Below are 22,204 nucleotides of genomic sequence, written 5' to 3' on the forward strand. Positions count from 1 at the left end.
GCACCCTCCACATGCGAAAGAGGGCGCCCCGCCACCGGTGGTGGTGGCGGGGCGCCCTGGGGGTTGGTGGTGCTGTGTGGTTGTCGGGTGGTTTCCCGGGTTGTGGTTACTTGCGGTATTCGGGGTAGCCGTAGCCGACGATGGTGGACTTGTCGCGGACGCGGTCCTGGACGGAGTCGGCGGTGTTGCCCTCGATGGTGCGGACGGTGCCGTCGCCGTTGTCCTTGACGACCAGGCCGACGTGCTCGATGGAGCCGATGTTCTTGTCGCCGTCGAAGTTGAAGAACACCACGGCGCCGGGGCGGGCCTTGGTGCCCCACCGGTCGTGGTCCTTGAACCACTGGGCGTGGGAGACGGTGTAGGCGTCGCCGCCCATGCCGCGGGCGCCGGCCTTGTCACCGACCCAGGTGACGAACATGTCGCACCAGGACGCGCCGTTGTAGTCGGCGACGGTGCCGCCGTCGCGCTCGGCGGTGCGCTTGGCGTGGTCGCTGTGGATGTACCAGCGGTGGAACTTGGTGTTGCCGTCGGCGTCCTCGGTGATGCCGACCTGCTGTTCGGCCAGCTTGATCACATCACGCGCGGTCGCGCCGGTCTTCTTCTCCGCTCCCTGGCCGGCGAAGGTCTTGCCGGCCGGGCCGGGCCGGGCCTGCTCGGCCAGGTCCTTGACGGCGGCCTTACCGCGCTGCAAGCCGGACAGGTCCTGCGCCGGGCCCGCAAGGCCCGCACCCGCGCCCGCGCCCGCACCGCCAGCGGTGGTGCCAGCGGTGGTGCCGGTGGGCTGGGTGGCGATGGCGGCGGTGGTGGTGGCCTGCTGGGGGGTGGTGTCGGCCAGTGCGGTGGCGGCCGAGCCGAAGGTCAGCGCGCCCAGGGCGGCCGCGCCCAGCGCGCCGGCGGCGGCGCGGCCGCGCAGCGAGGTCACCTGCGCGAACGTCTGCGCGAACGTCTGCGAGAACGTCTGCGAGAACGTCTTGGCAACGGTGGGCTTGGTGGGCTTGATGGGCTTGATGGGGTTGGTGGTGCGGAACTGCACTGGGATCTCCTGATTCCTTCCAGTCCGCCTACCGGGTTAGCTGTCGGGTTCGGGCGTGGAAGTCGCCCTACGGCGTGCATGTGGGTGCGTGCCGATTCACCCCTGTGGGGGGAGGTGGGTCCCCGGCTCCTGCGCGCCCCCTGTGGCCGGTGCGGCCGGTGCGGCCGGTGCGGCCGGTGCGGCCGTTGTGGCCGGTGTGGCTGGCGGGGGTGCGGTAGGACTCGGCGGTCCGGCGGCCGGTGGCCGCCGGGTGCGATCAGATGGTCTGTGGGCCACGCGCGGATGGTGCTGGGTGGTGCTGGGTGGTGCTGGTGGCGTGGCCGGTGGGGGCGTCCCGTGATGGGGGGTGGGCCCCGGGTGGGTGACGTGTCTGGGTGTCACCGGTTGCGGACAGACGGTATCAAAGTTCTGGGCCTGGGCAAATCCAGGGCAAGCATGCTGTCCAGGGGATAAAAACCCGTCCTAGGGTGCATCTATTCCAGACATCCACCGCCAGGCCCTGCCCATGCCGCACCCAATCGCACGCAATGGCATCATCGGCCTCAGAAATCCCAAATGTCACACGAGGCCGGATTTGACGGCCTTGAAGTACGCGTCGTCGATGTGCACGACAGCCTGGCCAGGGTGAGACCGCCCGAGACGTAGTCGTTGTGGACGTGGGTCTCGGCCACATGCGTGATCCGCACGCCTGCCCGTCCGGCGAGGGCCAGTATCCGGTCGATATCGCGCTGCGGATCCACCACGAGCCCGACCCGGCCATCGTGCGCCAGGTAACTGCGATCACCCAGCGAGGACGTCTCCACCACATCGACCTTGACGGCCGTCATCGGCGTTGCACCTTCCGCGTCACGGGACGATTGTTTCCCGTATCGCGGAACCCCTCACCGGGCCGCCGGGACGAACAGGAGCTCCCCCGCGTCGTGCGGAGGAGCTCGTACGGGTTCCGTTGGCTAGGCGATCTCCTTGGTCCGCGGCTGCGGGCGGCCGGGGGTCAGGAAGGCGGCGGCGATGCCGACCGCCGATGCGATCGCGGCCGTGGTGAATCCCCGGGTGAAACCGGTCAGGGTGGTCCCGGTCAGGCTGGCGGCGGCGACGCTGGAGACGACCGCGGCGCCGAAGGACGCGCCGAACTCGTGGAAGGTGCTCACGATCCCGGACGCGATCCCCGCCTCGTGCGGGGCGACCTGGCCGAGCGCGGTGGCGGAGGCGACGACGAACATCGCGCCCGTGCCGGCCGCGGCGACGGCCACGCCGATGACGACGCCGACCGGGTCCATGGTGATCGCGGGGACGGCCATGCCGAGCGCCGCCAGGACCAGGCCGGCGGTGGCCGGTGGCCGCCCGCCCATCCGGCCGATCACGCGTCCGGTCAGGTTGGCCCCCACCATCGTGGCCAGGGCCACCGGCAGGAACAGCAGGCCCGTCCGCAGGGCGCCGTACCCGCGGGCGTGCTGGAAGTAGAAGGTGCCCAGGAAGAACACCGCGATCATCAGCGCCGTCGCCATCCAGACGAGGAACGCGCCGGTGGCCACGGGTCGGCGGACCAGCAGCCGGACGTCCATCAGCGGTGACCGGGCGCGCCGCTGCCACACCGCGAACAGCACGTACCCCGCGGCCGCCGCGAGGACGAGCCATCCGATGAGCGCGGTGAGCCAGCCGCGCTCGCCGGCCGCGATGAGGGCATAGATCAGCGAGGCGGTCGAGGAGGTCACCAGGATCGCGCCCAGGACGTCGAGCCGGGGCCGTTCGGAGGGCGCGGGACGGGCGGGCAGCATGACGGCGAGCGCCGCGACGATGACCAGGCCGATGGGCACGTTGACCAGGAAGACCCACGGCCAGCCGGGTCCGGCGGTCAGCAACCCGCCCAGCAGGACGCCCAGGGCGGCGCCGCCACCGCCGAGCGCCGACCAGATGCCCAGTGCCTTGTTCCGCTCGTCGCCCTCGAACAGGGCCACCACGAGCGACAGCGCAGCGGGAGACAGCATCGCCGCGCCGATTCCTTGCGCGATACGCCCGCCCACCAGCATCTCCGCGGACGTGGCCAGCCCGGTGGCCAGCGAGGCGGCGGTGAAGACCAGCAGCCCGGCGAGCAGCACCCGCTTGCCTCCGACGAGGTCGGTGATGCGCCCGCCCAGCAGCATCAGCCCGCCGAAGGTGAGCGTGTAGGCGCTGACGGTCCAGGTCAGGGCCTCGCGGCTGAGGCTCAGAGCGGTCTCCATGTGCGGGAGCGCGATCGCCACGACGGTGACGTCCAAGATCAACATGAGCTGTGCCACGCCGAGGAAGCCCAGGATGCGCCATCGCGCGGGGTTCGGTTCGGGTGGCGTGACCTTCGCTTTGCGGGGTTCATGCGGCAGAGCCATCGAAACTCCTCCAACTCGTACAACTACATACGAGTTAGACGGTAACCCATAACTCGTACATTCGCCTCCGAGTTACGATGGGGATCATGACCGCACCCTCCGCGCGTCCCCGGCGCCGCGCCGACGCCGAGCGCAGCATCGCGCGCATCGTGTCCGCCGCCCGCGCACGGCTGAGCTCGGATCCGAACGCCACCACCGACGAGATCGCGCAGGCCGCGGGCGTGGGACGCATGACGCTGTACGGGCACTTCCGCACCCGGGCCGACCTGGTCGAGGCCGCGCTCACCGACGCTCTGCGCGCCGGCGAGGAGACCCTGTCGGCCATCGATCTGACCGGGGACGCGCGCGAGGCCCTGACGCGGCTGCTGCTGTCGAGCTGGCAACTGGTGGCGGAGTCGTCGGCGCTGCTGGCCGCCGCCGAGGACGTCCTCCCGGAGGGACGGATCCGCGAACTGCACGATCCGGCCGTCCAGCGCATGACCGAACTCATCGAACGGGGCAGGCGGCAGGGCGTCTTCCGCACCGACCTGTCCGTGACCTGGCTGGTCAGCGTGACGCACTACATCCTGCACGGCGCCGCCGCCGAGGTACGCGCCGGGCGCCTCCCCGCGGACGAGGCCGCCGACACGGTCACCACGTCCATCCGGTCGGTGCTGTCCGGCTGACACCCCGGCCTCCGGGCGATGCCCTCGGCTGCGACCGTCCGGATATCTCGCTGTGACGGGGGTTCGTGGTTGGATGTGCCGGGACGTGACGTTCGTGCGGCGGACGGGAGGTCCTCTTGCGACCGGCAATCGACCGCGCGACGCTCACCCGTCACATCGCCTACGATGTCGACCGGGTGGCGCCGCTGCTCGCGCGGATCCTCGTCATCCGGGCGATCCGGAGTATCCGATACCGCTACGGCGAGCACGCCCTCTGGGTGGCGCAGGACATGGCCTCCGACTGCCGGGACGAACTCGGGACGGCAAGAGCGGCCACACGCGACCTGGCCCGCGCCCTCGTCCCCGACCACGATGCCGATCGCGACCTCACCCCCGCGGCCGACGCCGCCGCCCGGCTGAGCGCGGCCATCAGGATCGAGGGGAACTCCTACTCCAGCTACCACCAGGCCACCGACCCCGACATCTACATCGACAAGGAGCGGGCCGGTGAGCTGTGGGAGGAGTGGCAGAAGCAGAAGAGCCACGTCAACGAGGCCATGCGAGACCTGCCCCAGGACCTCGGCAGTGGCGAGACCGGGTCCCTCCTGCTGGACCGCGCGCTCGACCGGGTCTTCAAACGGGGCCTGTACTACGAGATCCGCCACCACCTGTTCAGCCGGGAGCCGGAACGCGCGTGGCGCCGCAGGGTCGCCGGCGTCCTGAACGACGCGGCCTGCGCCGGGCTGTCCCGCGGCGGCACGGCGCCCACCGGTGATGGGCTGGCCGATCAGCTCCAGGCCGGGCGTCGGGCACTGGACGGCACGGAGCCGAGCGCGTGGGCACGGAACGCCGCGAGCCGTCTTGAGGAGATCGCGATCCCGCTGTTCACCGGGCGGGAACCGTACACGGCCGTTCGGGGCACCGCGATCAGGCTGCTGGCGCTGTGCCTGGCCTGCGAGTCGGAAGCCGCCCGGATCCCCGTGGCCGACGACCCGTACCGCAGCGTCGTCATCGGGATCACCGTGATGGAGCAGGACGCCCCTGAGGACGACCCGTGACGGGCGATCAGGTCAGGAGGCGGGCCAGGTCCACGATGTCGTCGGCGACGAGGTCCACGTCGGGCGGCGCCGGGACGGGGGTGGCCTCGGAACCCCACTCCAGCGGGCGCGGGACGAAGGCGGTGCGCAGGCCGGCCCGAGCCGCCGCGGCGAGATCGTCCGGGTGGCAGGCCACCATCAGGAGCCGTCGCGGTTCGACCTGCAGAAGCTCGGCGGCGGTGAGGTAGACGCGCGGGTCCGGCTTGTAGGAGCGGACCAGCTCGGCCGACAGGACGCAGTCGAACCGGAGCCCGGCCTGTTTGGCGAGCCGGGTGAGCAACCCGACCCCGCCGTTGGACAACGTCGCGCTGATCACCTTGGACGCGTGCAGCAGCTCCAGACCGGGCGGGGCGTCGGGCCAGGCGCGCAGGCGGTGCCAGGCCCGCACGAGTTCCCGTCGCTCCTCCTCGCCGAACGCGTCGAGCCCGAATTCGGCCAGCACCTCGTCCAGCATCGTCCTGTGCAGCTCGTCCAGCGGCCGGTACGGCGTCTCACCGGACAGGACGGCCCGCAGCGCGGGCCGGTAGCGCCGGCGCCAGGCGTCGGCCACGGCGGGCCAGTCGGCGTCCAGCCCGGCCCGGCGGCCGGCGGAGGCCAGCTCGCCGGTCACGCTGGACCGCCAGTCGGTCATCGTCCCGAAGACGTCGAACACCGCGGCCTCGATGCCCAGCGACATGCCCCGCCCTCCGTTCCGTCCCTGCGCGAACACTTATCACGCGGGCACCTTGTCCCGGAGGGGTTGCCTTGGACCGATCCCCGATGAATCGTGGAGATCGACTCGAGGCGAGGAGGATCCATGACGGAGTTCTGGCGGGGGATCAAGCCGGTACCGCAGGTCTTCAAGCCGGACGCGGTGCCGGAGTCCTACATCTCCAACGCGCCGACCGACGACGAGCGCTACTTCGCCCCGCTGTCGGAGACGGTGGGCACCCGGCCGCTGTGGATCTCCCCCAGCCAGAACCGCTGGTGCGACGTGCTGATGGCGCGCGGCGCCGGGATGGTGAACCGGCACTACCACCCGCAGCAGGTCTTCGCGTACACGATCTCCGGCAAATGGGGATACCTCGAACACGACTGGGTGGCCACCGCCGGGGACTTCGTCTACGAGGCCCCCGGCGAGGCGCACACGCTGGTGGCGTACGAGAGCGACGAGCCGATGCGGGTGACCTTCAACGTCACCGGCCCGCTGCTGTGGCTCGACGAGGAGGGCGAGGTCGTCGGCACCTTCGACGTGTTCGACTACATCGCGCTCTGCAAGGAGCACTACGAGAAGGTCGGACTGGGCGCCGGGCTGATCGAGAGCCTGTACCGCTAGCCGCCGGACCGGCGGCTCAGGTGCGCCGGACGGTCTCGCGATACTGCGCGGCGGTGAGCCCGATCTGCCATGCGGCGGCCTCCAGCGGGTCCCGCCCGCGCGGCGGGCCACCTGACGCCGGCCGGCCCGTCCCGCCAGGATCTCCACGGCGCAGCGCCGCTGCTCCCGAGCTCGAGCGCCTCCCGGCCTACATGCTGCCGCGCACCATCACCGTCCTGGACGAGCTGCCGCTCGACCACAACGGCAAGGTCGACCGCCGGTCACGGCTGCGCGTGCTCACCGCCACGCGCCGATTCGAGGCACCCCCATGTACGACGCCATCGTGGTCGGCGGGCGGTGCGCGGGCCCGCCCACCGCCATGCTGCCGGCCGCGCGGGACACCGGGTGCTGCTGCTCGACCGGGCCGCGTTCCCGTCCGACACGCTGTCCACCCACTACGTCCACCAGCCCGGGGTCGCGGCGCTGGCCCGCTGGGGCCTGCCGGACGCCGTCCGCGACTCGGGATGCCCGTCCCTGAGCCGCGTGCGGTACCGCGGCCGCCCTCCTCACATATGAGCCCTGGCCGCCCTCTGACCTGCGGCGAGCCTTCGGGGCGCGCAGCGTTCCGGCGTACAGGGCGCCGCTGGACGGTGTGGGCGGCGACGCGATCGTGCCTCCGGTGGTCAGAACTCGGACGCGGGTGTTCACGCCACTCCCTCCGCCTGGTGCCGCCGCGTCGGGACGGTGGCCCTGGCGCGGCGGGTGAGCAGGTAGTACAGGCCACCGGCCACCAGCGAGCCGGACAGCCAGGAGAAGTCGGTGTTGCCCAGGGCGCGGGCGATGGGTCCCTGCATGACCGGCACCAGCCCGTACTGCCAGGCCCATCCGGCGGCCACGCCGACCGCGAGGCTGGCCAGGGCGCGGCGGTTGACCTGCCCGTACGGGGAGTCGTCGAGGTACAGCGAGGCCACGTCCGGGCGTCCGCCGCGCAGGACGAAGAAGTCGACGAGCACGATGCCCGCCCAGGGAGCGATCCAGACCAGGATCGACACCATCCACTGGTCGAACGCGTGCGCGAAGTCGTCCGACCCTATGAACACGGCCAGCACCGCCGAGGCGACCGCGCCCGCCACCAGGGTGATCTTCCACCGGGCGACGCGCACGCCCATGGTGAGCGCAGCCAGCGAGCACGAGTACAGGTTGAGGATGTTGGTGGCGACCGGCCCGTGCAGGACCAGGAACAGCACGGGCAGGGCCATCCCGCCGAACGCGGTGACGATCAGGTCGGCGGGGTCGGACTCGCCGCCGGAGCTGGCCAGCAGCGCGCCGAGCGCGGCGAGCCACACGGTCGGCACGTAGATGCCGAGCGCGGTCGCCCAGAACACGGCCCGTCCGGTGGCGCGGGTGCGCACGAAACGGCTGTAGTCGGCGCTGTACGGCAGCCAGGACAGCCCCCAGCCGATGCCGATCGCGGTGAGCAGCTGGGTGACGGCGGTGAACTTCTCCCCGGGCGTGGCGGCGGTGCCGCCGGTCCAGTCCGGGTTCACGCGCGTCACCGCCAGCACGGTCATCACCGCCATGATCGCGACGGTGACCGGCACGGTCCATTTCTCGAAATTGCGGATGGCGTAGAACCCGTACAGGGCGAGCAACATCTGGGTGGCCATGATGCCGGCGGCGACCACGTACTTCAGGCCGGTGCCGCCGTGCACGCCGAACCGGGCGAGGATTTCCAGCACCAGGTCCAGCACGACCCAGGTGTTGACGCCGACCCAGCCCATCGAGAGCAACCCCTGGATGACGGCGGGCACGACCGCGCCGCGGCGGCCGAATGGGGCGCGGCCGAGCAGCATCTGGGCGCAGCCGGTCCGGTGTCCCATGAGGTTGAACACCCCGAAGACCGCGCATCCAACGAGGTTGCCCGCGGCGATCACGATCAGAGTCTCGATCAGGGAAAGCCCCAGCACGGGGCCCAGCGCCCCGAGCACCCAGTTGATCGGGGCGATGTTCGCGCCCACCCAGATCCACCACTGCTCGGTCGGGGTGGAGTCACGGTGCGCGTCCGGGATCGGCTCGATCCCGTGGGCGTCGAACCCGCTCTCGCGTCGTCGGACGGCGGCGTCGGCGGTCATGCGTACCTCCCGCTGTTTCTGTGGGGGTCCTCACACAACCACCGAGCCGGGACGCCAGGGACTGGCGAAAGCTCTAGCCTCTACGCTCTGCATCTGGTTAGACTCACAGTGATGACGATGACGATCCGGTCCTTGGTGGCCAAGCCCGAACTGGAGCTGAAGGTTCTGGTGGACGGCCGGCCCGGCGCTCAGGACGCCGAGGTGTCCTGGGTGCACAACACCGAGCTGCCCGACCCGTCCCCCTACCTGCGCGACGGGGAATTGGTGCTGACCAACGGGCTGTGGCACACCGGCCCGGTGTCGTCGCGAGTATTCGTCGAGAAGGCACGCGGAGCGGGCGCCGCCGGGATCGTGTTCGGACTCCGCGAGGAACAGACCACCACGCCGCCGGATCTCGTCGAGGCATGCCGGACGGCCGGGCTGCCGCTGATGGAGATCAGCGTGCGCGTGCCGTTCACCAAGGTCTCGCAAGCCGCCGCGGCGCAGCGCGAGGAGGTACGGCAACGGGAACTGGTGAGCCGGCTGCGGCTGGGCAACACCCTGGCCGCCGCGATCTCGCGCGCGGGGGCGTCGGGCGTGCTGGACGTGCTGCGCCGCGATCACGATCTGCCGTTGGCGGTCGTCGACCGCATGGCCCGGCCGCTGGCCGCCGCGGGCGCCGACCTGGACGACGAGCAGCTCCAGTCGGTGGCGCGGGCGCTGACCCGCCATCCCCCGCCGCTGGAGATCGACCTGGGCGCCGCCGGGCGCGCCACGGTGTTCATCGTCAGCGCGATCGGGAACGTGGACGCCGCGCTGGTGTGCCTGCGCCCGGCGCACCTGATCGGCCGCGCCGAGCAGGCCGCCCTGCAAGACGCCGCCCGCCTGCTCGGACTGGAGGTCGCCAAGCAGCAGGCGCTGGCGGCGTTGCAGACCCGGTTCGCCTCCGAGCTGCTGGAAATGATCCTGTCCGGGCCGCAACGCGCCGGAGAGGTGGCCGGACGGCTACAGGCGTTCGGCATCGGGCCGGGCCCGCTGGCCGTGGCGGCGGTCGCGTTCGCCGACGGCGACACCGCCACGCTGCCCGGCCTGGCGGAAGCGATCAACGAGGTGTTCGTCGCCGAGGCCACGCCCGCCATCGTGACCGCGGGCACCCAGGACGCGGTGGCTTTCTGGCCGTGGCGCCATGCCGACCGGCACCTGGCGCGGATGGGACGGCGGCTGGTCGACGTCGTCGACCGCCGGTTCCCAGGCCGACGGCCGGTCGTCGGCCTGGGGGAGATCGCGGCGGACGCGGTGGCGCTCCGGCAGCCGCTGCTCCAGGCGCGCGAGGCGTGCCGGGCGCTGCTCCGCAGGCCGGACGGCCCGCGGGTGGCCGCGTTCGGCGAGCTGGGCATCGACGTGCTCATGGGCGCGGTCGACCCCGGGACGCTGCGCCGCCTCGCCGACACCGTGCTGAAGCCGATCCGCGAGCACGACCGGGCCCACGGCGGCGACCTGGAGCGGACGCTGCGGGTGTTCTTCGACAACGACGGCCACCGGGCCCGCACCGCGGCCGAGCTGCACGTCCACGTCAACACGGTCACGCTGCGCTTCGCCAAGATCCGCAAGCTGACGGATCTCGACGTCGGCACGACCGCGGGCTTCGTCGAGCTGTCCCTGGCGCTGGAGGCGGACGTGCGCGCCCCGTGAACCGGCCTCGGCCGCTACGGGAGCGGGTAGACCTCCGGGTCCACGGTGGGCGGTTCCAGGACGCGTCGTGTGAGGGTCTGGTCGTCGCGTGCGGCCTTGGCCACGTCGCGGCAGCGCGCGAACCGCACGTCACCGCTTTGCTGGGCGTACTCGATCAGGCGGCGCAACGCCTCGACGCGTCCGGGGCGGCCGGTGAGGAACGGATGGTTGCACAGGTTGAACAGACCGCCGTACCGGCGCATGCCGTCCAGCTCCCACCGCCACATCTCCAGCGCCTTGGCCGGTGACTCGATGACGGCGCCGACGTGGGGCTCGGGGAGGAAGGCGTACTGCTCCCAGTCGTCCAGGCTCCAGTGGACAGGAAGCTCGACGATCTCACCCCGGCCCGTGGTGATGAGGTACGGGCGGTCCTCGTGCATCAGCGAGGAGTCGTACCGCAGCCCGTGCTCGGCGAGCAGCTCCGGCGTGCGGTAGGTGGCCTCCCACAGCGCCGCACGGAAACCGACGATCTCGACGCCCTGGTCGGCGAAGACGGCGAGGGCGCGCTCGAAGTCGGCGCGCTCCTCCTCCGGCGTCATGGACGCGGCGGGGCGGTGGCTGTAGGAGTGGTGGGCGACCTCGTGGCCCCGCTCGGCGATCCGCGCCGCCAGCCCGGGACGCCGCTCGGCGACCCAGCCGGGCACGAAGAACGTGGCTGGCACCTGGAGCTCGTCGAGCAGGTCCAGCAGGCGGGGCACCCCGATCTCCGGGCCGTAGGACTGGTGCGACATGATCATCGCGTGGCCGGTGAAGCGACGTCCCCGCGCGAGGATCGGGGTCTCCGCGTCCACGTCGAAGGTCAGGCAGAACACCGCGGCGGCGTCGCCGCGCCACCCGCTCACCGCCCGCGCTCCCCATCGGCGCGCCGGCGACGGGCGTTGGCCAGGGTGGCGAACGGCTCCAGCATCCCGTGGTCGAAGGCGGCGAGCGGCTCCCCGGACGCCAGCCGGCGCGGGTAGTCGGGGTTGGCCAGCGCTCCCCGGCCGAGGGACAGCAGGTCGGCGTGCCCGTCGTCGAGCACCCGGGCGGCCTGGCCGGGATCGTGCATGCCACCGTTCGCGATCACCGGCAGCCCGGTCACCCGGCGGGCCAGCCCCGTGACGGTCGCCCCGCCGTCCAGCCGGGCCGACTCGATCCAGTCGCGCCCCTCGCTGGCCACGTGCAGGTGGCTCGCGCCGACGCCGGCGACCGCCGTGAAAATCGCCTCCGCGGTGCGGGCGCCGTCCGGCCAGCGGTAGGCGGAGTCGTTGACCTTCCCCTGCGACAGCCGGACCCCGAGCGGGAACTCGTCGCCCACCTGCTTGCGGATACGGGCCACGGCCTCGGCGACGATCCGCACCCGGTTGGTGACGGGACCGCCGTATTCGTCGTCGCGGTGATTGGTGTAGTCGGTGAGGAACTGGTCGAGCAGATAGCCGTTGGCCGCGTGCACCTCCACGCCGTCGAAGCCGGCGTCACGGGCCGCGAGTGCGGCGTCGGCGAAGCCCTGGACCGCGCTCTCGATGTCCTCGGCGGTCATCTCCCTGGGCGTCGGCCACGGCCCCGACCCGCCGTACTCGGGCATCATCTCGCCCCGCGGCCGTACCGCGGACGGCGCCACGGTCTCGGCCTTGTACGGGTTGCCCTGGGACAGGGCACCGGCGTGCATGAGCTGGGCGAATATCCGGCCACCGGCCGAGTGTACGGCCTGGGTGACCCTCCTCCAGCCCTCGGTGTGGTCCGGTACCGCCAGTCCGGGCTGGTTGTGGTAGCCCTGCGAATAGAGGGTGTCGGTATAGATGCCCTCGGTGATGATCAGGCCCCAGCCGCCGGCGGCGTACTCCGCGTAGTAGTCGACCATGTCCTGGGTGGGGACTCCGTCCTCCTGCGCCGACACCCGCGTCATCGGGGCGACGACGAGCTGGTTCGGCAGTTCGAGGTCGGCCAGGCGCGTCGGAGACAAGGCCGGGTGCGTGGTGGTCATGTCAGCTCCTGGGGTGAGTGGCGGGCAGGTCGATGGCCAGCGGCGTCGGACGGCTGGCGTTGATGCCGACAAGGTCCTGGGGGCACGCCGAGAGCACGATCACGCAGTCCATCTCGGCGCGGAACGTGATCTTGTCTCCGGGGCGGGTCTCGGCGGGGAGCCAGCTGAGGCTCCCGTCCGGCGCGACGGGGATCCGCATGAACACGTTGATCGGCTGGGGGACCGCCCCGGCGGGGGCGGGCAGGCCCAGCTCGTCCAGCGCCGCGCGCAGGTTCGCCGCGCACGACGCGTGACCCGCGGCGCCGAGACCGGCGTACCGGGCCGGGTCGCACGCGGCGATGAGCATGTCGTGCCAGCCCGGTGAGGTGTCGGCGAGCAGTGTCAGGATCGGACGGCGCCGATCGGTCACGAACTGCTCGCCGACCTTCGGAAACAACCTGTCCGTGGCGGCCCGTGTATGGGAGGCGGAGTGCTGCTCGGCCGGGTCGTGGGCGTTGAACGCCCACAGGTCCCCCACCTGCCGGTCCTCCAGGCTCACCACGCTGAACAGCCCCCCGGCGGCCACCCGCACGGCGCGTCCCTCACGCGCGGGCACCACCAGACGCTTCGCTGAGGATGTCTGCGGTGTCGTCGTCACACCAGCAGGAAATCGATCGGCACACCCTCAACGCGATGGCTGCATTCACATCGTTGACTGCGAGGGCTGGCGGATCAGCCAGTGTGACGGCCGGCCCGGCACGGGCAGCATGGTGAAGATCCTGCCGTGGTACCACCCGTGAACGCACTTCCCTGCCGCGAAGAGCGCGATGCCGACGACGGCGCACAGCTCTTGCAGACACTGGGCGCCGAGCCGATCGACGAGCTGTATCGCTGATCGGCACGGACGCCCAGCCGATGCGGGGCCGGGCCGTCCCGGTGCGCCCGGCTCAGGTGCGCCGGACGGTCTCGCGGTACTGCGCGGCGGTGAGCCCGATCTGCCAGGCGGCGGCCTCCAGCGGGTCCCGGATCCAGCCGGGGACCAGCTCGCCGAACTCCCGCCGGGTGCCGTCGCGTTCCACCGTGCCGTTGACCATCACGAGCAGGTGCAGGTGGTCCTCGTACAGCTCCTCGACGCACCAGAGGCTGAGGACCTGCCCGGGGTTGCCCGGGTCCGGCGTCTCCCGGCCGACCCGTGGCCAGCCCGCGCGGCGGGCCACCTGACGCCAGCCGGCCCGTCCCGCCAGGATCTCCACGGCGCAGCGCCGCTGCTCGGAGTTGCGCAGCGACACCGCCCGGTCGATTGGGACGTCCTCCTCGATGATCTCGCGTGGCACGGTGACGCCGTGCCACGCCCACAGGCACCAACCGTCGGGGTACCGCACCGCCGGTCCGCCCGGATGGTGAAGCCGCCCCTCGGCGTCGCGGTGGAGCTCGGCGGGACGCTCGGTGAGGATCACGCTGTCGCGCATCGGCCACCACTCCCCGGCCGCCCGTGCCACCTGCAGCAGGCCCCGGCTGTGGCGGTCGGGCTCCCAGACGCCGCACCGTGCGAGGAAGTCGAGCTGGGCGAGCCGCGGCGCCAGCCTCGGAGGCAGCGCCCCGAGCCGGGGCAGCGCCCCCGCCTCGGGATGCCGCCACGCGTCCTGCCAGTTGGCGGCCACCTGGTCGACGGCCGCGCCGACGGCCTTGTCCAGCCCCGTCTCGACCGCGGCGGCCACCTCCCGGCCGAGCCGGGTCAGCAGCGCGCCCCATCGCGGGTCCCGCTCCAGGCCGGCCAGGCCGGCCGGCAACGGGTCCAGCATGATCAGGTCGGTCTCGGGAGGGTCCGGGGGCACGCGCTCGACGATGTCCTCGGCGGTCCGCTCGGGCAGCGTCCGCCACGCCCGCCTGGTGATCACCGGCAGCCGGCCCGCGCGGATGTCGGCGCCGATGCTGCCCGCCATCGGCGAGCCCAGCCAGATCACGTTCTCCGGCGGCGTCCGGCCGGCGCCGAGGTAGACGTCCTGGACGCCTTCCTCGGCCGCCGCCCGGTCCGCCGGGCGCGCCGCCAGGGCGTGGCCCACCCACTCGTCCCGCACCGACGGCAACAGCGCCTGTTGCTCCGCCGTCGGCGCCGGTGGAGGCGGGCCGTGGCCGTGCGCGTCCCGCAGGTCCGCCATCGTCAGTCCGCCATCGTCAGTCCGCGACGAAGCGGACGGCCGAGTTCCATGCCCGCTCGCGCGCCTCGCGTGCGAGTTCGGCGCGCTCGCGGGCGGCCCGCTCACGAGCCGCCTGCTCGCGTGCCGCCTGCTTACGGGCCAGCTTGCGGGCCTGTTCGCGCTTGCGGCGGGCCCCCGGGTCGAGGAGACGCGGCGCCACCTCACGCTTGCGGCGCAGGACGTACCGGCCGGGCGCGATCCCGGTGTTGCCGTGCTCGGGGTGGTCCAGCCACGCGGTCGCGCCCTCGCCGACCTCCAGCGACCCCAGGACGATGTCGTCCGAGGCGCCGCGGGCGTCGTAGCGGACGTCGCCGGAGGCGAGCAGCAGGTGCGTGTGACCGCCCGCCTCTCCGCGGACCACGGCGACCCCGGCGGCCGGAACCCGCGTGGTCGGGCGCACGTGGTCCCCGGGCGCCATCGCGGCCGGGATCACCGACACGTCGCCCTGGTGCTGCAATCCGGCGATCGTGGGAATGTCGAGTTCGGCGGCCAGGTGAGCCAGGTCGGCTCCGTCCGACCGCACCGTGCTGAGAAGTTTCACTACCGCCTCCCGCGAAGTTCCTTAGCCGGACGGTAGCGAGGTCCATCCGCAGGGGAAACGGATTTTCTGGCCGTACCACCCGACGGATCAGCGTTCGGTCGTGCCGGCGTCGACGTACAACTGGCTGCCGGTGACGTACCGGGACTCGTCCGAGGCCAGGTAGACCACGGCATGGCTGACGTCCATCGGGTCGATGTACGGCACGGGCAGAAGGTTGAGGGATTGGAAGCCCTCGTCGATCTGCCGCTTGCTCGGAGCCTCGACCCCGGGGAAGAAGACGCTGTAGGTGGCGTCGTTGAGCGCCATGCGGGTGCCGACGGTCGTCGGATGGACGGTGTTCGCGCGGATGCCGTACTCGGCCCCCTCCACGGCGAGCGTCTTGCACAGCCCGACCACGCCGTGCTTCGCGGCGCTGTAGTGGGGCAGGTTCGCCAGGCCGCGCTTTCCCGCGTTCGAGCTGGTCACGATGACCGATCCGCCGTGACCGGCCTCGATCATCGCGGGCACGGCCGCCCGGATGGTCTTCCACACGCCGTCCAGGTTGACGCCGATCATTTCCGACCAGGTCTCCTCCGGGAGCTCCCAGGTGCGCCCGAACGAGAGGATCCCGGCGTTGGCGACCAGGACGTCGAGCCTGCCGAACCGGTCCATCGCCGCTCGCACGGCCTCGCGCAGCGCCGCCAGGTCCCTGACGTCCGCGCGCGCCGTGAGGCAGGCGCGGCCCTCCTTCTCGACGAGCTCGGCGGTCCTGGCCAGGTCCTCGTCCCGCCCGAGGTCGTAGGGGACGGTGGGCAGGTCGGCGCACACGTCGACCGCGACGATATCGGCCCCCTCGGCGGCCAGGCGCACCGCGTGGGAACGCCCCTGCCCCCGCGCGGCGCCGGTGATGAACGCGACCTTGCCCTGCACCCTGCCCATGGCCCCTCCTCGGCCCAGACAACATAAAACCACCCGATAGCCACCAAAACACCCGGGCGCCCGCGCGGCAAAGCACCGGGTGCTGTTCCGGGGGCCGCTGGTCAGCCGCGACCCCGTCTTCTCCTTCACCGGCCAGGTCGTGGTCGGATGCCGGGTCGGCGAGCCCGCTGTGGTCGTCGCCCGGGGGATACGCGATCTGGGCGCGACCCTGTACGACCCGATCAGGCGGATGCTGCGGCCGGTCGCCAAGCGCTTCGACATCAAGGAGTTCCACGAGGCCGAGGAGGCGCTCTCCGGTTGCGCAACGCCTCGGTCGAGCTGCTCCTGGACGAGGACGAGGTCGCCAAGGCGGCGGGGGAGTACCGCGATGTGCGCAGGGAGACCAGGCTGAACGCGATGCGCCGCGACCGTCATCTGGAGATGATGCGGCGGGAAGGCGCCGAAGGTCTGCTCGCCGAGATCGTGGAGAGCGAGGGCCCGCGCGCCGCCCTGGAGTGGATCGCGGCGGCCGAGGCGGACGAGCGCAAGGAGCTGCGTGAGACCTTGGACCGGCTTCTCGCCGGCACCGGCGCCGATCGCGAGCCGTTCGACCACCTGGAGGCCGAGCGCGACCTGGTGAACCGGATCACCGGCAGGTCGAGCGTGCCCTTCGGCGGGACGCGGTCCAGCCGCGTCCAGGGGCTTCCGGCGGCGGAGCCGCCCCGGCCCACGCCACCGGACGACGACCACCCGCCGCCCCAGTACGGCTACCCGGCGGGTCCCACGCAGCCTCCCACCGGGCCACCGCCGGACGAGCCTCCAGGCGGCCCAACAGGCGGCACGGCACCACGGCACGGGCCGCGCGCCGCCCACACCTACCCCGCCGGGATACCGGCGAGCATGGACGAGCTCTTCGAGCAGTGGGGGTACGCGAGCAGCAGGACCGCCCTGATGGAGAACTCCGCCAAGCGCCTGGTGCTCTTCGCCCCCGACACCGAGCCCTGGTCGGATCTCGTCGAGGACTGGAACCAGACGCTCCTGTTCCCGTCCGCGGCGGGCGAGGGCCTGGAGGAGTTCGAGATGGACGAGATCATCAACACGATCGTGAACAGCCTGTGATCGGGTGGCGACGACGGGTTCCGGCGGCGGCGCGGCCGGTGGCAGGCTGCGAGCCCGTGCCCGACACGGCCGACTGGATCAGTTTCCACCCTGGACCCGAGACCGAGGCCCTTCTCGACGTCCTGCGGGCGCGGCTGCGCGCCGCCGCCGCGGAATGCGAGGGCGTCATGGAGGTGAAGGCCCCATGACCGCCGCCGAGGACGCCCTGCCCGTGCGGTCCTGGCGCTGCCTGCTCTGCGATGTCCGGAACGCCCCGGAGGACGACGCCTGCCTGGTGTGCGAGACCGACCGCGGCACAGCCACGGACGCCGGCACGCTCATCCCCTCGCCACCACGCCCGCGTGGGGACGCCACACCCCGCGCGCCCGGTCCGCAGCGCCGACCGCATCCCGTCACCGGGCCACGCTCCACCGTCCCGGGTCCCGCGGTCCTGCCGCGGGCGCTCGCCGCGGGACCGGCGGCGCCTCGTGTCGCCCCGCCGACGGGCGAGGTGTTCTTCCCGGTCGCGGGAGGCCATCCGCCTGTCCCTCCTCACACCGGACGACCGCCGATGCCGCCGCTCCACGTCCGTCCCCACTACCCGCCTCGCGCCTACCCGCCTCCTCCCGGACCGCCTCGTCCCGGACCGCCGTTCCCGGCCCCGCGTCCTCCATGGCCGCCTCCGTTCGGACCCGGCCGTCCATGGTGGAACGACAGGGCCAAGGCCCACGCGGTGGGCCTCGGCTGCGCCGGCCTCCTCATCGCGTATTTCCTGCTGGTGGCCTGTGTCTCGGCGATCGGATCGTCCTCGGGCGGCGGCTACTGACATGCGCCGCCGTCAGCCGGCCAGCCGCTGGGCGCCCAGCCTGGCCTGGTCCGCGGGGATCGCGAACCCGATGCCGATCGAGCCGCCCTCGCCGTTCCGCGACAGGGTCGCGATGGCCGTGTTCACCCCGATGACCTCGCCCCGGGCGTTGACCAGCGGGCCGCCGGAGTTGCCCGGGTTGATCGACGCGTCGGTCTGCAGGGCCGTGCTCCAGATCCCTCCCTCGCCCATGCGCACCCTGCGGTTCAACGCGCTGACGATGCCGCTGGTGACCGTCCCCTCAAGGCCCAGCGGCGAGCCGAGGGCGAGCACCGGCTCGCCGACGCGCACCGCCGAGGACCGCCCGAACACCAGCGGGGCGGGACTCTGAGCCTCGGGGATCGCCAGCAGGGCCAGGTCGTTGGCCCGGTCGGAGCCCACCACACGCGCGGGCACGCGGCGCCGGTCGCCGAGCACCACGACGACCTCGCCGCCCTCCCCGACGACGTGCGCGTTGGTCAGCACGCGCCCCGGACGGTCGATCACGAACCCCGACCCGGTGCCCCGGGCGTTCCCCGACCGCACCTCGATGGACGCCACGCTCGCCCGCACCCGCGCGGCCACCGCGCTCAGGTCACCGGACGCGCGCTCCTCCGCCCCGGCGCCGGGACGCGAGGCCGCCGGGGACGCCTGGGTCCCGGCGGTCATCCGTCCGGCGACGGCCCCCGCCGCTCCCCCGGTCACCAGCGTCGCCAGCACGGCCACGACGACCACCAGGACGGGCACCCCCCTGCCGCGGCGGGGTTCGTCGTCGTCGGGGAAGGTCCACGTGTCGGCCGGTGGCGGCCGCCTGAACGGGTCCCGCGGCGGCGGGCGCCTGAACGGATCGTCCTGCGGCCACGTACGAGGGGGCGGAGGAGCCATGACCTCGGGACGCCGTGGCCCGCCCGTGCCGTACCCGGAGCCGTCGCCGCCGTTCCCGTACGTGGCGGCCGGGGCGGCGCTCGGGCCAGGTCCGTACCGGGGGGATGCGCCGCGGTCGTACCGGGCGGTGTCACGGGGCACGCCGTACCGGGGATCCGCGTGCGGTGGATAACTCATGGGGCTCCTCACGCTCATCTCTCAATAGGGAGTACTCCGATCCCGCCGCATTTCGTTCACACGAGGCGTGAGAGAAGCCGGGCACATGAGGCGGCCTCTAGGATCGCGGCCATGAGACGTCTGCCGGGTTCGCCGTTCTTCGCCGGGATGCTGGTCGCCAACAGCGCACCTCACCTCGCCACGGCCGTCACCGGTCGCCGCCACATGACGCCGCTGGCCGGCCGCCGCTCCGGTCCCGTCGTGAACGGCGTGTGGGCGGGGCTCAACCTCGCCGCCGGGCTTCTCCTGCTGCGCAGGGCGCGGCGGGGAGACCGGGAACGCTGGGACCGGGACCTGGTGTCCTTCGAGGCCGGCTACCTCACCTTCGCCCTGTGGATGGCGGGAACGGAACGCCTCGTCCGCATGAACTGGGACCGCGCGGCCACCGACGAATGACGACCGGCGCGGCGGCGGCCGGCCGGGGCACGGCGGTTCGTACTTCCGGGCGGATACGTACTGGTCCCCTTCGTCGCGCGTGATGGGCTGGCCGGCGGTGGCGCACACGAAGCCGGCGGCGTCGGCGGGATCGGTGTTCCACAGCCAGACGGCATGGTCGCGGCGCGGGCGGCGGCCAGGCCGAGTTCGTGAACCTCCCGCCGGCCTCCGATCCGCTACCGGACGACTCCGACAAGCGACGGCCGTTCCACCGCGTGAAAACGGGGCCGGCCACGTCGGCATGACGTGGCCGGCCCCGGAGCGGGACGACGCGGACTACCCGGCCGCGGCCGTGCGCCAGCCCGGCTTGTAGCTGGTGCGGGCCATCTCCGCGTACGGGGCGGGGCTGACGATGGCGCGGACCTCGAACTGCTCGTGCGGCTCCACCGTGGTCTTCCGGGAGCCGCCGCCGGGCTCGCCCCAGATCACGCGGACCTCGGCGCCGAGCGGCACGTCCGGGGCGATCGTGGCGAGGGACAGCGCCTTGCGTTCGTTGGCGCTGTACCCGGTGAACATCGACAGGCCCACGACCGTGCCGTCACCGTCGACCACCGAGTCGAAGTTGGACGAGCCGTAGTTGGCGTTCGGCAGGTCGAAGAACTGGTAGCCGGGGCCGTCGGGGTCGACCGGCGAGGCCAGCAGCCTGGCGACGTCCTCGGCGTTCCACGCCAGGGTGACCTTGCGCCGCTGGACCTCCGGGTCGATCCTCTCCAGGGCGTCGCGTCCGACGAAGTCGTGATCGAACTTCACGAACGACCCGTAGCCCAACTCCCACGGGTTGGTGTAGTAGTCCTGGATGTCGGACGACACGAAGCTGCCCGCGATCGCGTTGACCGCCTCGTAGCTGTTCGCGGGGAGCCATTCCCGGTAGGGGCGCAGTTCCTCGTCGGTGTAGATGGCGGGCAGGGGCGAGGGGATCCAGCCCGACTCCAGGGTGTTGCAGGAGTAGGCGCGGGCACCGGCCGGTTCCAGCCCGAACTCCTCCCCGGCCGCGAGGATCGCCTCCCGCACCTTGTCGTAGGTCTCGTACGGTCCCCAGATCTCCAGGCCCGGCGCGCCCGCCATCCCGTGCCGCAGCGTGCGGACCCGCTCGCCCGCCACGTTCATGTAGCCCATGCGAAAGAACGGCACCCGCTCAAGGGGCCCGCCGTTGACCTTCTCGATGACCTGCCACGCGTTCGGCCCCTGGATCTGGAACCGCCACACATCGCGCGTGACCGGCTTGCCGTAGGGGCGTGACGGGGAGCGGTCGTCCATGCGGACGTCCACGTTGTACCCCTTGCCGGCGTTGAAGGTCAGCCAGTTGGCCACCGGCGCCCGCCCCACGAAGACGAACTCCTCCTCGGCGAGGCGGAAGAGGATGCCGTCCCCGATGACCCCGCCGCCGGGGGCCACGGGCACGAACTGCTTGGCCGAGTTCACGGGGAACTTCGCGGTGCTGTTGATGCCGGTGTCGGTGAACAGCTTGAGCGCGTCCGGACCGGAGACCCACAGGTTCGTCATGTGGTGCGACTGGTCGAACAGGACCGCGGTGTTCTGCCACGCCTTGACCTCGCGGCGGAAGTTGGTGAACTCGGAGGGGACCACCGGGTAGATCCAGGCGCCCAGTTGCGAGTTCCGCAGCAACTCCACGGTGTCGCCGGCCTGGTCCAGCACCTCTTGCAGGTTCTTCGCGCTCATGTGGGCCCCACCTGTCCGGTCGTGCTCTCCGCGATCTCGTGCCGGTCGGTCTCGTGTGACCGGCGTCCTCACCGTAAGAACCACCGCGCGTGCCCGGACACCGGTAAATGGCCGGAAGCCGCCTTCCGGATCCGGCCGGGGCGCGTGGGTCATTTGTCGTAGTCGGCTGCCGTGGTCGGCGGCGCGCGGCCGCTCAGTCGATCCCGAGCCGGGCGCGCAGGCCGCGCCGCCACTTCTCGGTGCCCTCAAGCTCGTTGAACGTGAAGATGTGCAGGCCGCCAATGGCGCCGGTGGACGTGTGCGAGGCGGCGGCCAGGCGGCGCACCAGCCTCGTGGGGTCGTAGGTCCTGGGGAGCAGGAACCGCCACAGTCCTCGCTGCTTCCGCAGGAACCTGGCGGACTGCCCCAGCCCGATCCCGGCGCTGATCCGGACGAGCTTCTGGCGGTTGACCGGGCCCGGCATGCCCACGTACACGGGAAGGCCCACTCCGCGTGCGGTCAGTTCCGCCGCCCAATCCACGATGGTCTCCGCCTTGAAGCAGATCTGCGTCACCACGCGGGTGGCGTGGGCGGCCTTGTCCTGGATGGCCCGTTCCATGAGCTCGGGATCGATGCTTCCGTGGCCTTCGGGGTAGCCGCCGATGCCCACGTCAGAGAAGGGGTGACCGACCCGGTCGAGCGCTTCGAGCAGGCTGAGCGCGTCCGGGAACGGCCCGGCGGGGCGAGGGGCGTCACCGCCGATGACGAACACCCGCCCGATCCCGGCGGCGCGCAGGCGCTCGACGACCGCCGCAACCTCGTCCTCCCCGGTGAACTGGCGCGCGGCCAGGTGAGGGGCGACGTCATAGCCTCGCCCGCGCAGCCGTACGGCGAGGTCGACGGTCGCGCCGATCCCCCTGGCCTCGGTGGTGGTGACGGTCAGAGGGACGTCGGTGGGGACGTGCGCGGCGACGGACTCCTCCGTCGAGCGGAACGGCATCACCTCGTACCCCATGGTGCGGACGAGGTCCGCCAGTTCGATCCGGCCCCGGCCCGGCCGCTCGCCGGGCAGTCCTGTGGACAGCGCGGAACTCATGAACCCGCTACCTCCCGATCGCTCGACGACGGGGACGGCGGGCACCGTGACGCCGTACCGTGCCGGTACCGTGACCAGCGTCGTGCCAGTACCGTGACCGGTGCCGTGACCCGCCGCCGT

23 protein-coding genes and 1 riboswitch are annotated in these 22,204 nt (G+C 72.2%); of the genes, 9 read left to right on the top strand and 14 right to left on the bottom strand.

Annotation, left to right across the window (positions count from 1 at the left end):
• Positions 1-106 precede the first annotated feature (106 nt).
• The 3 genes from QSK21_RS00465 to QSK21_RS00475 all read right to left on the bottom strand — a co-directional run bounded on the left by QSK21_RS00465 (position 107) and on the right by QSK21_RS00475 (position 3,396).
• The gene (locus tag QSK21_RS00465) at positions 107-1,033 is read right to left on the bottom strand and encodes a CHAP domain-containing protein (RefSeq protein ID WP_285692635.1); all 927 of its coding nucleotides are present in this window, start codon (positions 1,031-1,033) and stop codon (positions 107-109) included.
• A 10-nt stretch (positions 1,034-1,043) separates the two neighbouring features.
• A riboswitch (cyclic di-AMP (ydaO/yuaA leader) is annotated at positions 1,044-1,177 on the bottom strand.
• Positions 1,178-1,575: 398 nt separating this feature from the next.
• Positions 1,576-1,860, bottom strand: coding sequence for an MBL fold metallo-hydrolase (locus tag QSK21_RS00470; protein ID WP_502871496.1), 285 nt, complete (start codon positions 1,858-1,860; stop codon positions 1,576-1,578).
• A gap of 123 nt (positions 1,861-1,983) precedes the next feature.
• The gene (locus tag QSK21_RS00475; protein WP_285692636.1) at positions 1,984-3,396 is read right to left on the bottom strand and encodes an MFS transporter; all 1,413 of its coding nucleotides are present in this window, start codon (positions 3,394-3,396) and stop codon (positions 1,984-1,986) included.
• An 86-nt stretch (positions 3,397-3,482) separates the two neighbouring features.
• Between QSK21_RS00475 and QSK21_RS00480 the strand changes: the two genes are divergently transcribed.
• Positions 3,483-4,061 carry a TetR/AcrR family transcriptional regulator gene (locus tag QSK21_RS00480; protein WP_285692638.1) on the top strand — a complete coding sequence of 193 codons (579 nt, stop codon included), beginning with the start codon at positions 3,483-3,485 and terminating at the stop codon, positions 4,059-4,061.
• Positions 4,062-4,177: 116 nt separating this feature from the next.
• Entirely contained in the window at positions 4,178-5,098 is a 921-nt protein-coding gene (locus tag QSK21_RS00485; RefSeq protein ID WP_285692640.1) for a hypothetical protein, read from the top strand.
• Between the two features lie 7 nt (positions 5,099-5,105).
• Here QSK21_RS00485 and QSK21_RS00490 read toward each other — a convergent pair whose 3' ends face one another.
• The gene (locus QSK21_RS00490; RefSeq protein WP_285692643.1) at positions 5,106-5,813 is read right to left on the bottom strand and encodes a haloacid dehalogenase type II; all 708 of its coding nucleotides are present in this window, start codon (positions 5,811-5,813) and stop codon (positions 5,106-5,108) included.
• A 120-nt stretch (positions 5,814-5,933) separates the two neighbouring features.
• Between QSK21_RS00490 and QSK21_RS00495 the strand changes: the two genes are divergently transcribed.
• Both QSK21_RS00495 and QSK21_RS00500 read left to right on the top strand, forming a co-directional pair.
• Positions 5,934-6,452 (top strand): 2,4'-dihydroxyacetophenone dioxygenase family protein, encoded by a 519-nt coding sequence (locus tag QSK21_RS00495; RefSeq protein WP_285692645.1) that lies wholly within the window; start codon positions 5,934-5,936, stop codon positions 6,450-6,452.
• Between the two features lie 384 nt (positions 6,453-6,836).
• The gene (locus tag QSK21_RS00500; RefSeq protein ID WP_285692647.1) at positions 6,837-7,007 is read left to right on the top strand and encodes a hypothetical protein; all 171 of its coding nucleotides are present in this window, start codon (positions 6,837-6,839) and stop codon (positions 7,005-7,007) included.
• Positions 7,008-7,135: 128 nt separating this feature from the next.
• Here the strand turns inward: QSK21_RS00500 and QSK21_RS00505 are convergent, their stop codons facing one another.
• Entirely contained in the window at positions 7,136-8,563 is a 1,428-nt protein-coding gene (locus QSK21_RS00505; protein WP_285692648.1) for a purine-cytosine permease family protein, read from the bottom strand.
• A gap of 111 nt (positions 8,564-8,674) precedes the next feature.
• Between QSK21_RS00505 and QSK21_RS00510 the strand changes: the two genes are divergently transcribed.
• Entirely contained in the window at positions 8,675-10,234 is a 1,560-nt protein-coding gene (locus QSK21_RS00510) for a PucR family transcriptional regulator (RefSeq protein ID WP_285692650.1), read from the top strand.
• A 14-nt stretch (positions 10,235-10,248) separates the two neighbouring features.
• Here the strand turns inward: QSK21_RS00510 and QSK21_RS00515 are convergent, their stop codons facing one another.
• The 6 genes from QSK21_RS00515 to QSK21_RS00540 form a co-directional block, all read right to left on the bottom strand.
• Positions 10,249-11,115 (bottom strand): polysaccharide deacetylase family protein, encoded by an 867-nt coding sequence (locus QSK21_RS00515; protein ID WP_285692652.1) that lies wholly within the window; start codon positions 11,113-11,115, stop codon positions 10,249-10,251.
• Entirely contained in the window at positions 11,112-12,236 is a 1,125-nt protein-coding gene (locus QSK21_RS00520) for an oxidoreductase (protein WP_285692654.1), read from the bottom strand. Before QSK21_RS00520 ends, QSK21_RS00515 begins: the two co-directional genes overlap by 4 nt.
• A gap of 1 nt (position 12,237) precedes the next feature.
• On the bottom strand, positions 12,238-12,831 hold the full coding sequence (locus QSK21_RS00525; RefSeq protein ID WP_285692655.1) for a DUF1989 domain-containing protein: 594 nt from the start codon (positions 12,829-12,831) through the stop codon (positions 12,238-12,240).
• A 331-nt stretch (positions 12,832-13,162) separates the two neighbouring features.
• Entirely contained in the window at positions 13,163-14,374 is a 1,212-nt protein-coding gene (locus QSK21_RS00530) for a DUF6745 domain-containing protein (protein ID WP_285692656.1), read from the bottom strand.
• 16 nt (positions 14,375-14,390) lie between these two features.
• Positions 14,391-14,954 carry a DUF8820 family protein gene (locus QSK21_RS00535; protein ID WP_285692658.1) on the bottom strand — a complete coding sequence of 188 codons (564 nt, stop codon included), beginning with the start codon at positions 14,952-14,954 and terminating at the stop codon, positions 14,391-14,393.
• A gap of 87 nt (positions 14,955-15,041) precedes the next feature.
• Positions 15,042-15,872 carry a mycofactocin-coupled SDR family oxidoreductase gene (locus tag QSK21_RS00540; protein ID WP_285692659.1) on the bottom strand — a complete coding sequence of 277 codons (831 nt, stop codon included), beginning with the start codon at positions 15,870-15,872 and terminating at the stop codon, positions 15,042-15,044.
• A gap of 297 nt (positions 15,873-16,169) precedes the next feature.
• On the opposite strand from QSK21_RS00540, the gene QSK21_RS00545 reads away from it, so the two are divergent.
• The 3 genes from QSK21_RS00545 to QSK21_RS00555 are packed head-to-tail and all read left to right on the top strand — an operon-like array spanning position 16,170 to position 17,775.
• Positions 16,170-16,970: a hypothetical protein gene (locus tag QSK21_RS00545; RefSeq protein WP_285692661.1), complete on the top strand. Its 801-nt coding sequence runs from the start codon at positions 16,170-16,172 to the stop codon at positions 16,968-16,970.
• Positions 16,971-17,026: 56 nt separating this feature from the next.
• Positions 17,027-17,158, top strand: coding sequence for a hypothetical protein (locus QSK21_RS00550; protein WP_285692662.1), 132 nt, complete (start codon positions 17,027-17,029; stop codon positions 17,156-17,158).
• Positions 17,155-17,775: a hypothetical protein gene (locus tag QSK21_RS00555; RefSeq protein ID WP_285692664.1), complete on the top strand. Its 621-nt coding sequence runs from the start codon at positions 17,155-17,157 to the stop codon at positions 17,773-17,775. Before QSK21_RS00550 ends, QSK21_RS00555 begins: the two co-directional genes overlap by 4 nt.
• A 12-nt stretch (positions 17,776-17,787) precedes the next feature.
• On the opposite strand, the gene QSK21_RS00560 is transcribed toward QSK21_RS00555, so the two are convergent.
• Positions 17,788-18,855, bottom strand: a complete 1,068-nt coding sequence (locus tag QSK21_RS00560; protein ID WP_285692665.1) for a S1C family serine protease — start codon at positions 18,853-18,855, stop codon at positions 17,788-17,790.
• 111 nt (positions 18,856-18,966) lie between these two features.
• Between QSK21_RS00560 and QSK21_RS00565 the strand changes: the two genes are divergently transcribed.
• Positions 18,967-19,290, top strand: a complete 324-nt coding sequence (locus tag QSK21_RS00565) for a hypothetical protein (protein WP_285692667.1) — start codon at positions 18,967-18,969, stop codon at positions 19,288-19,290.
• 315 nt (positions 19,291-19,605) lie between these two features.
• Here the strand turns inward: QSK21_RS00565 and ligM are convergent, their stop codons facing one another.
• Positions 19,606-21,009, bottom strand: coding sequence for a vanillate/3-O-methylgallate O-demethylase (gene ligM, locus QSK21_RS00570; RefSeq protein ID WP_285692668.1), 1,404 nt, complete (start codon positions 21,007-21,009; stop codon positions 19,606-19,608).
• A gap of 193 nt (positions 21,010-21,202) precedes the next feature.
• Positions 21,203-22,084: a methylenetetrahydrofolate reductase gene (locus QSK21_RS00575; protein ID WP_285692669.1), complete on the bottom strand. Its 882-nt coding sequence runs from the start codon at positions 22,082-22,084 to the stop codon at positions 21,203-21,205.
• Positions 22,085-22,204: the final 120 nt, after the last annotated feature.

It is taken from the genome of Actinomadura sp. NBRC 104412, assembly GCF_030269515.1.
In the GTDB taxonomy this organism is placed as follows: domain Bacteria; phylum Actinomycetota; class Actinomycetes; order Streptosporangiales; family Streptosporangiaceae; genus Spirillospora.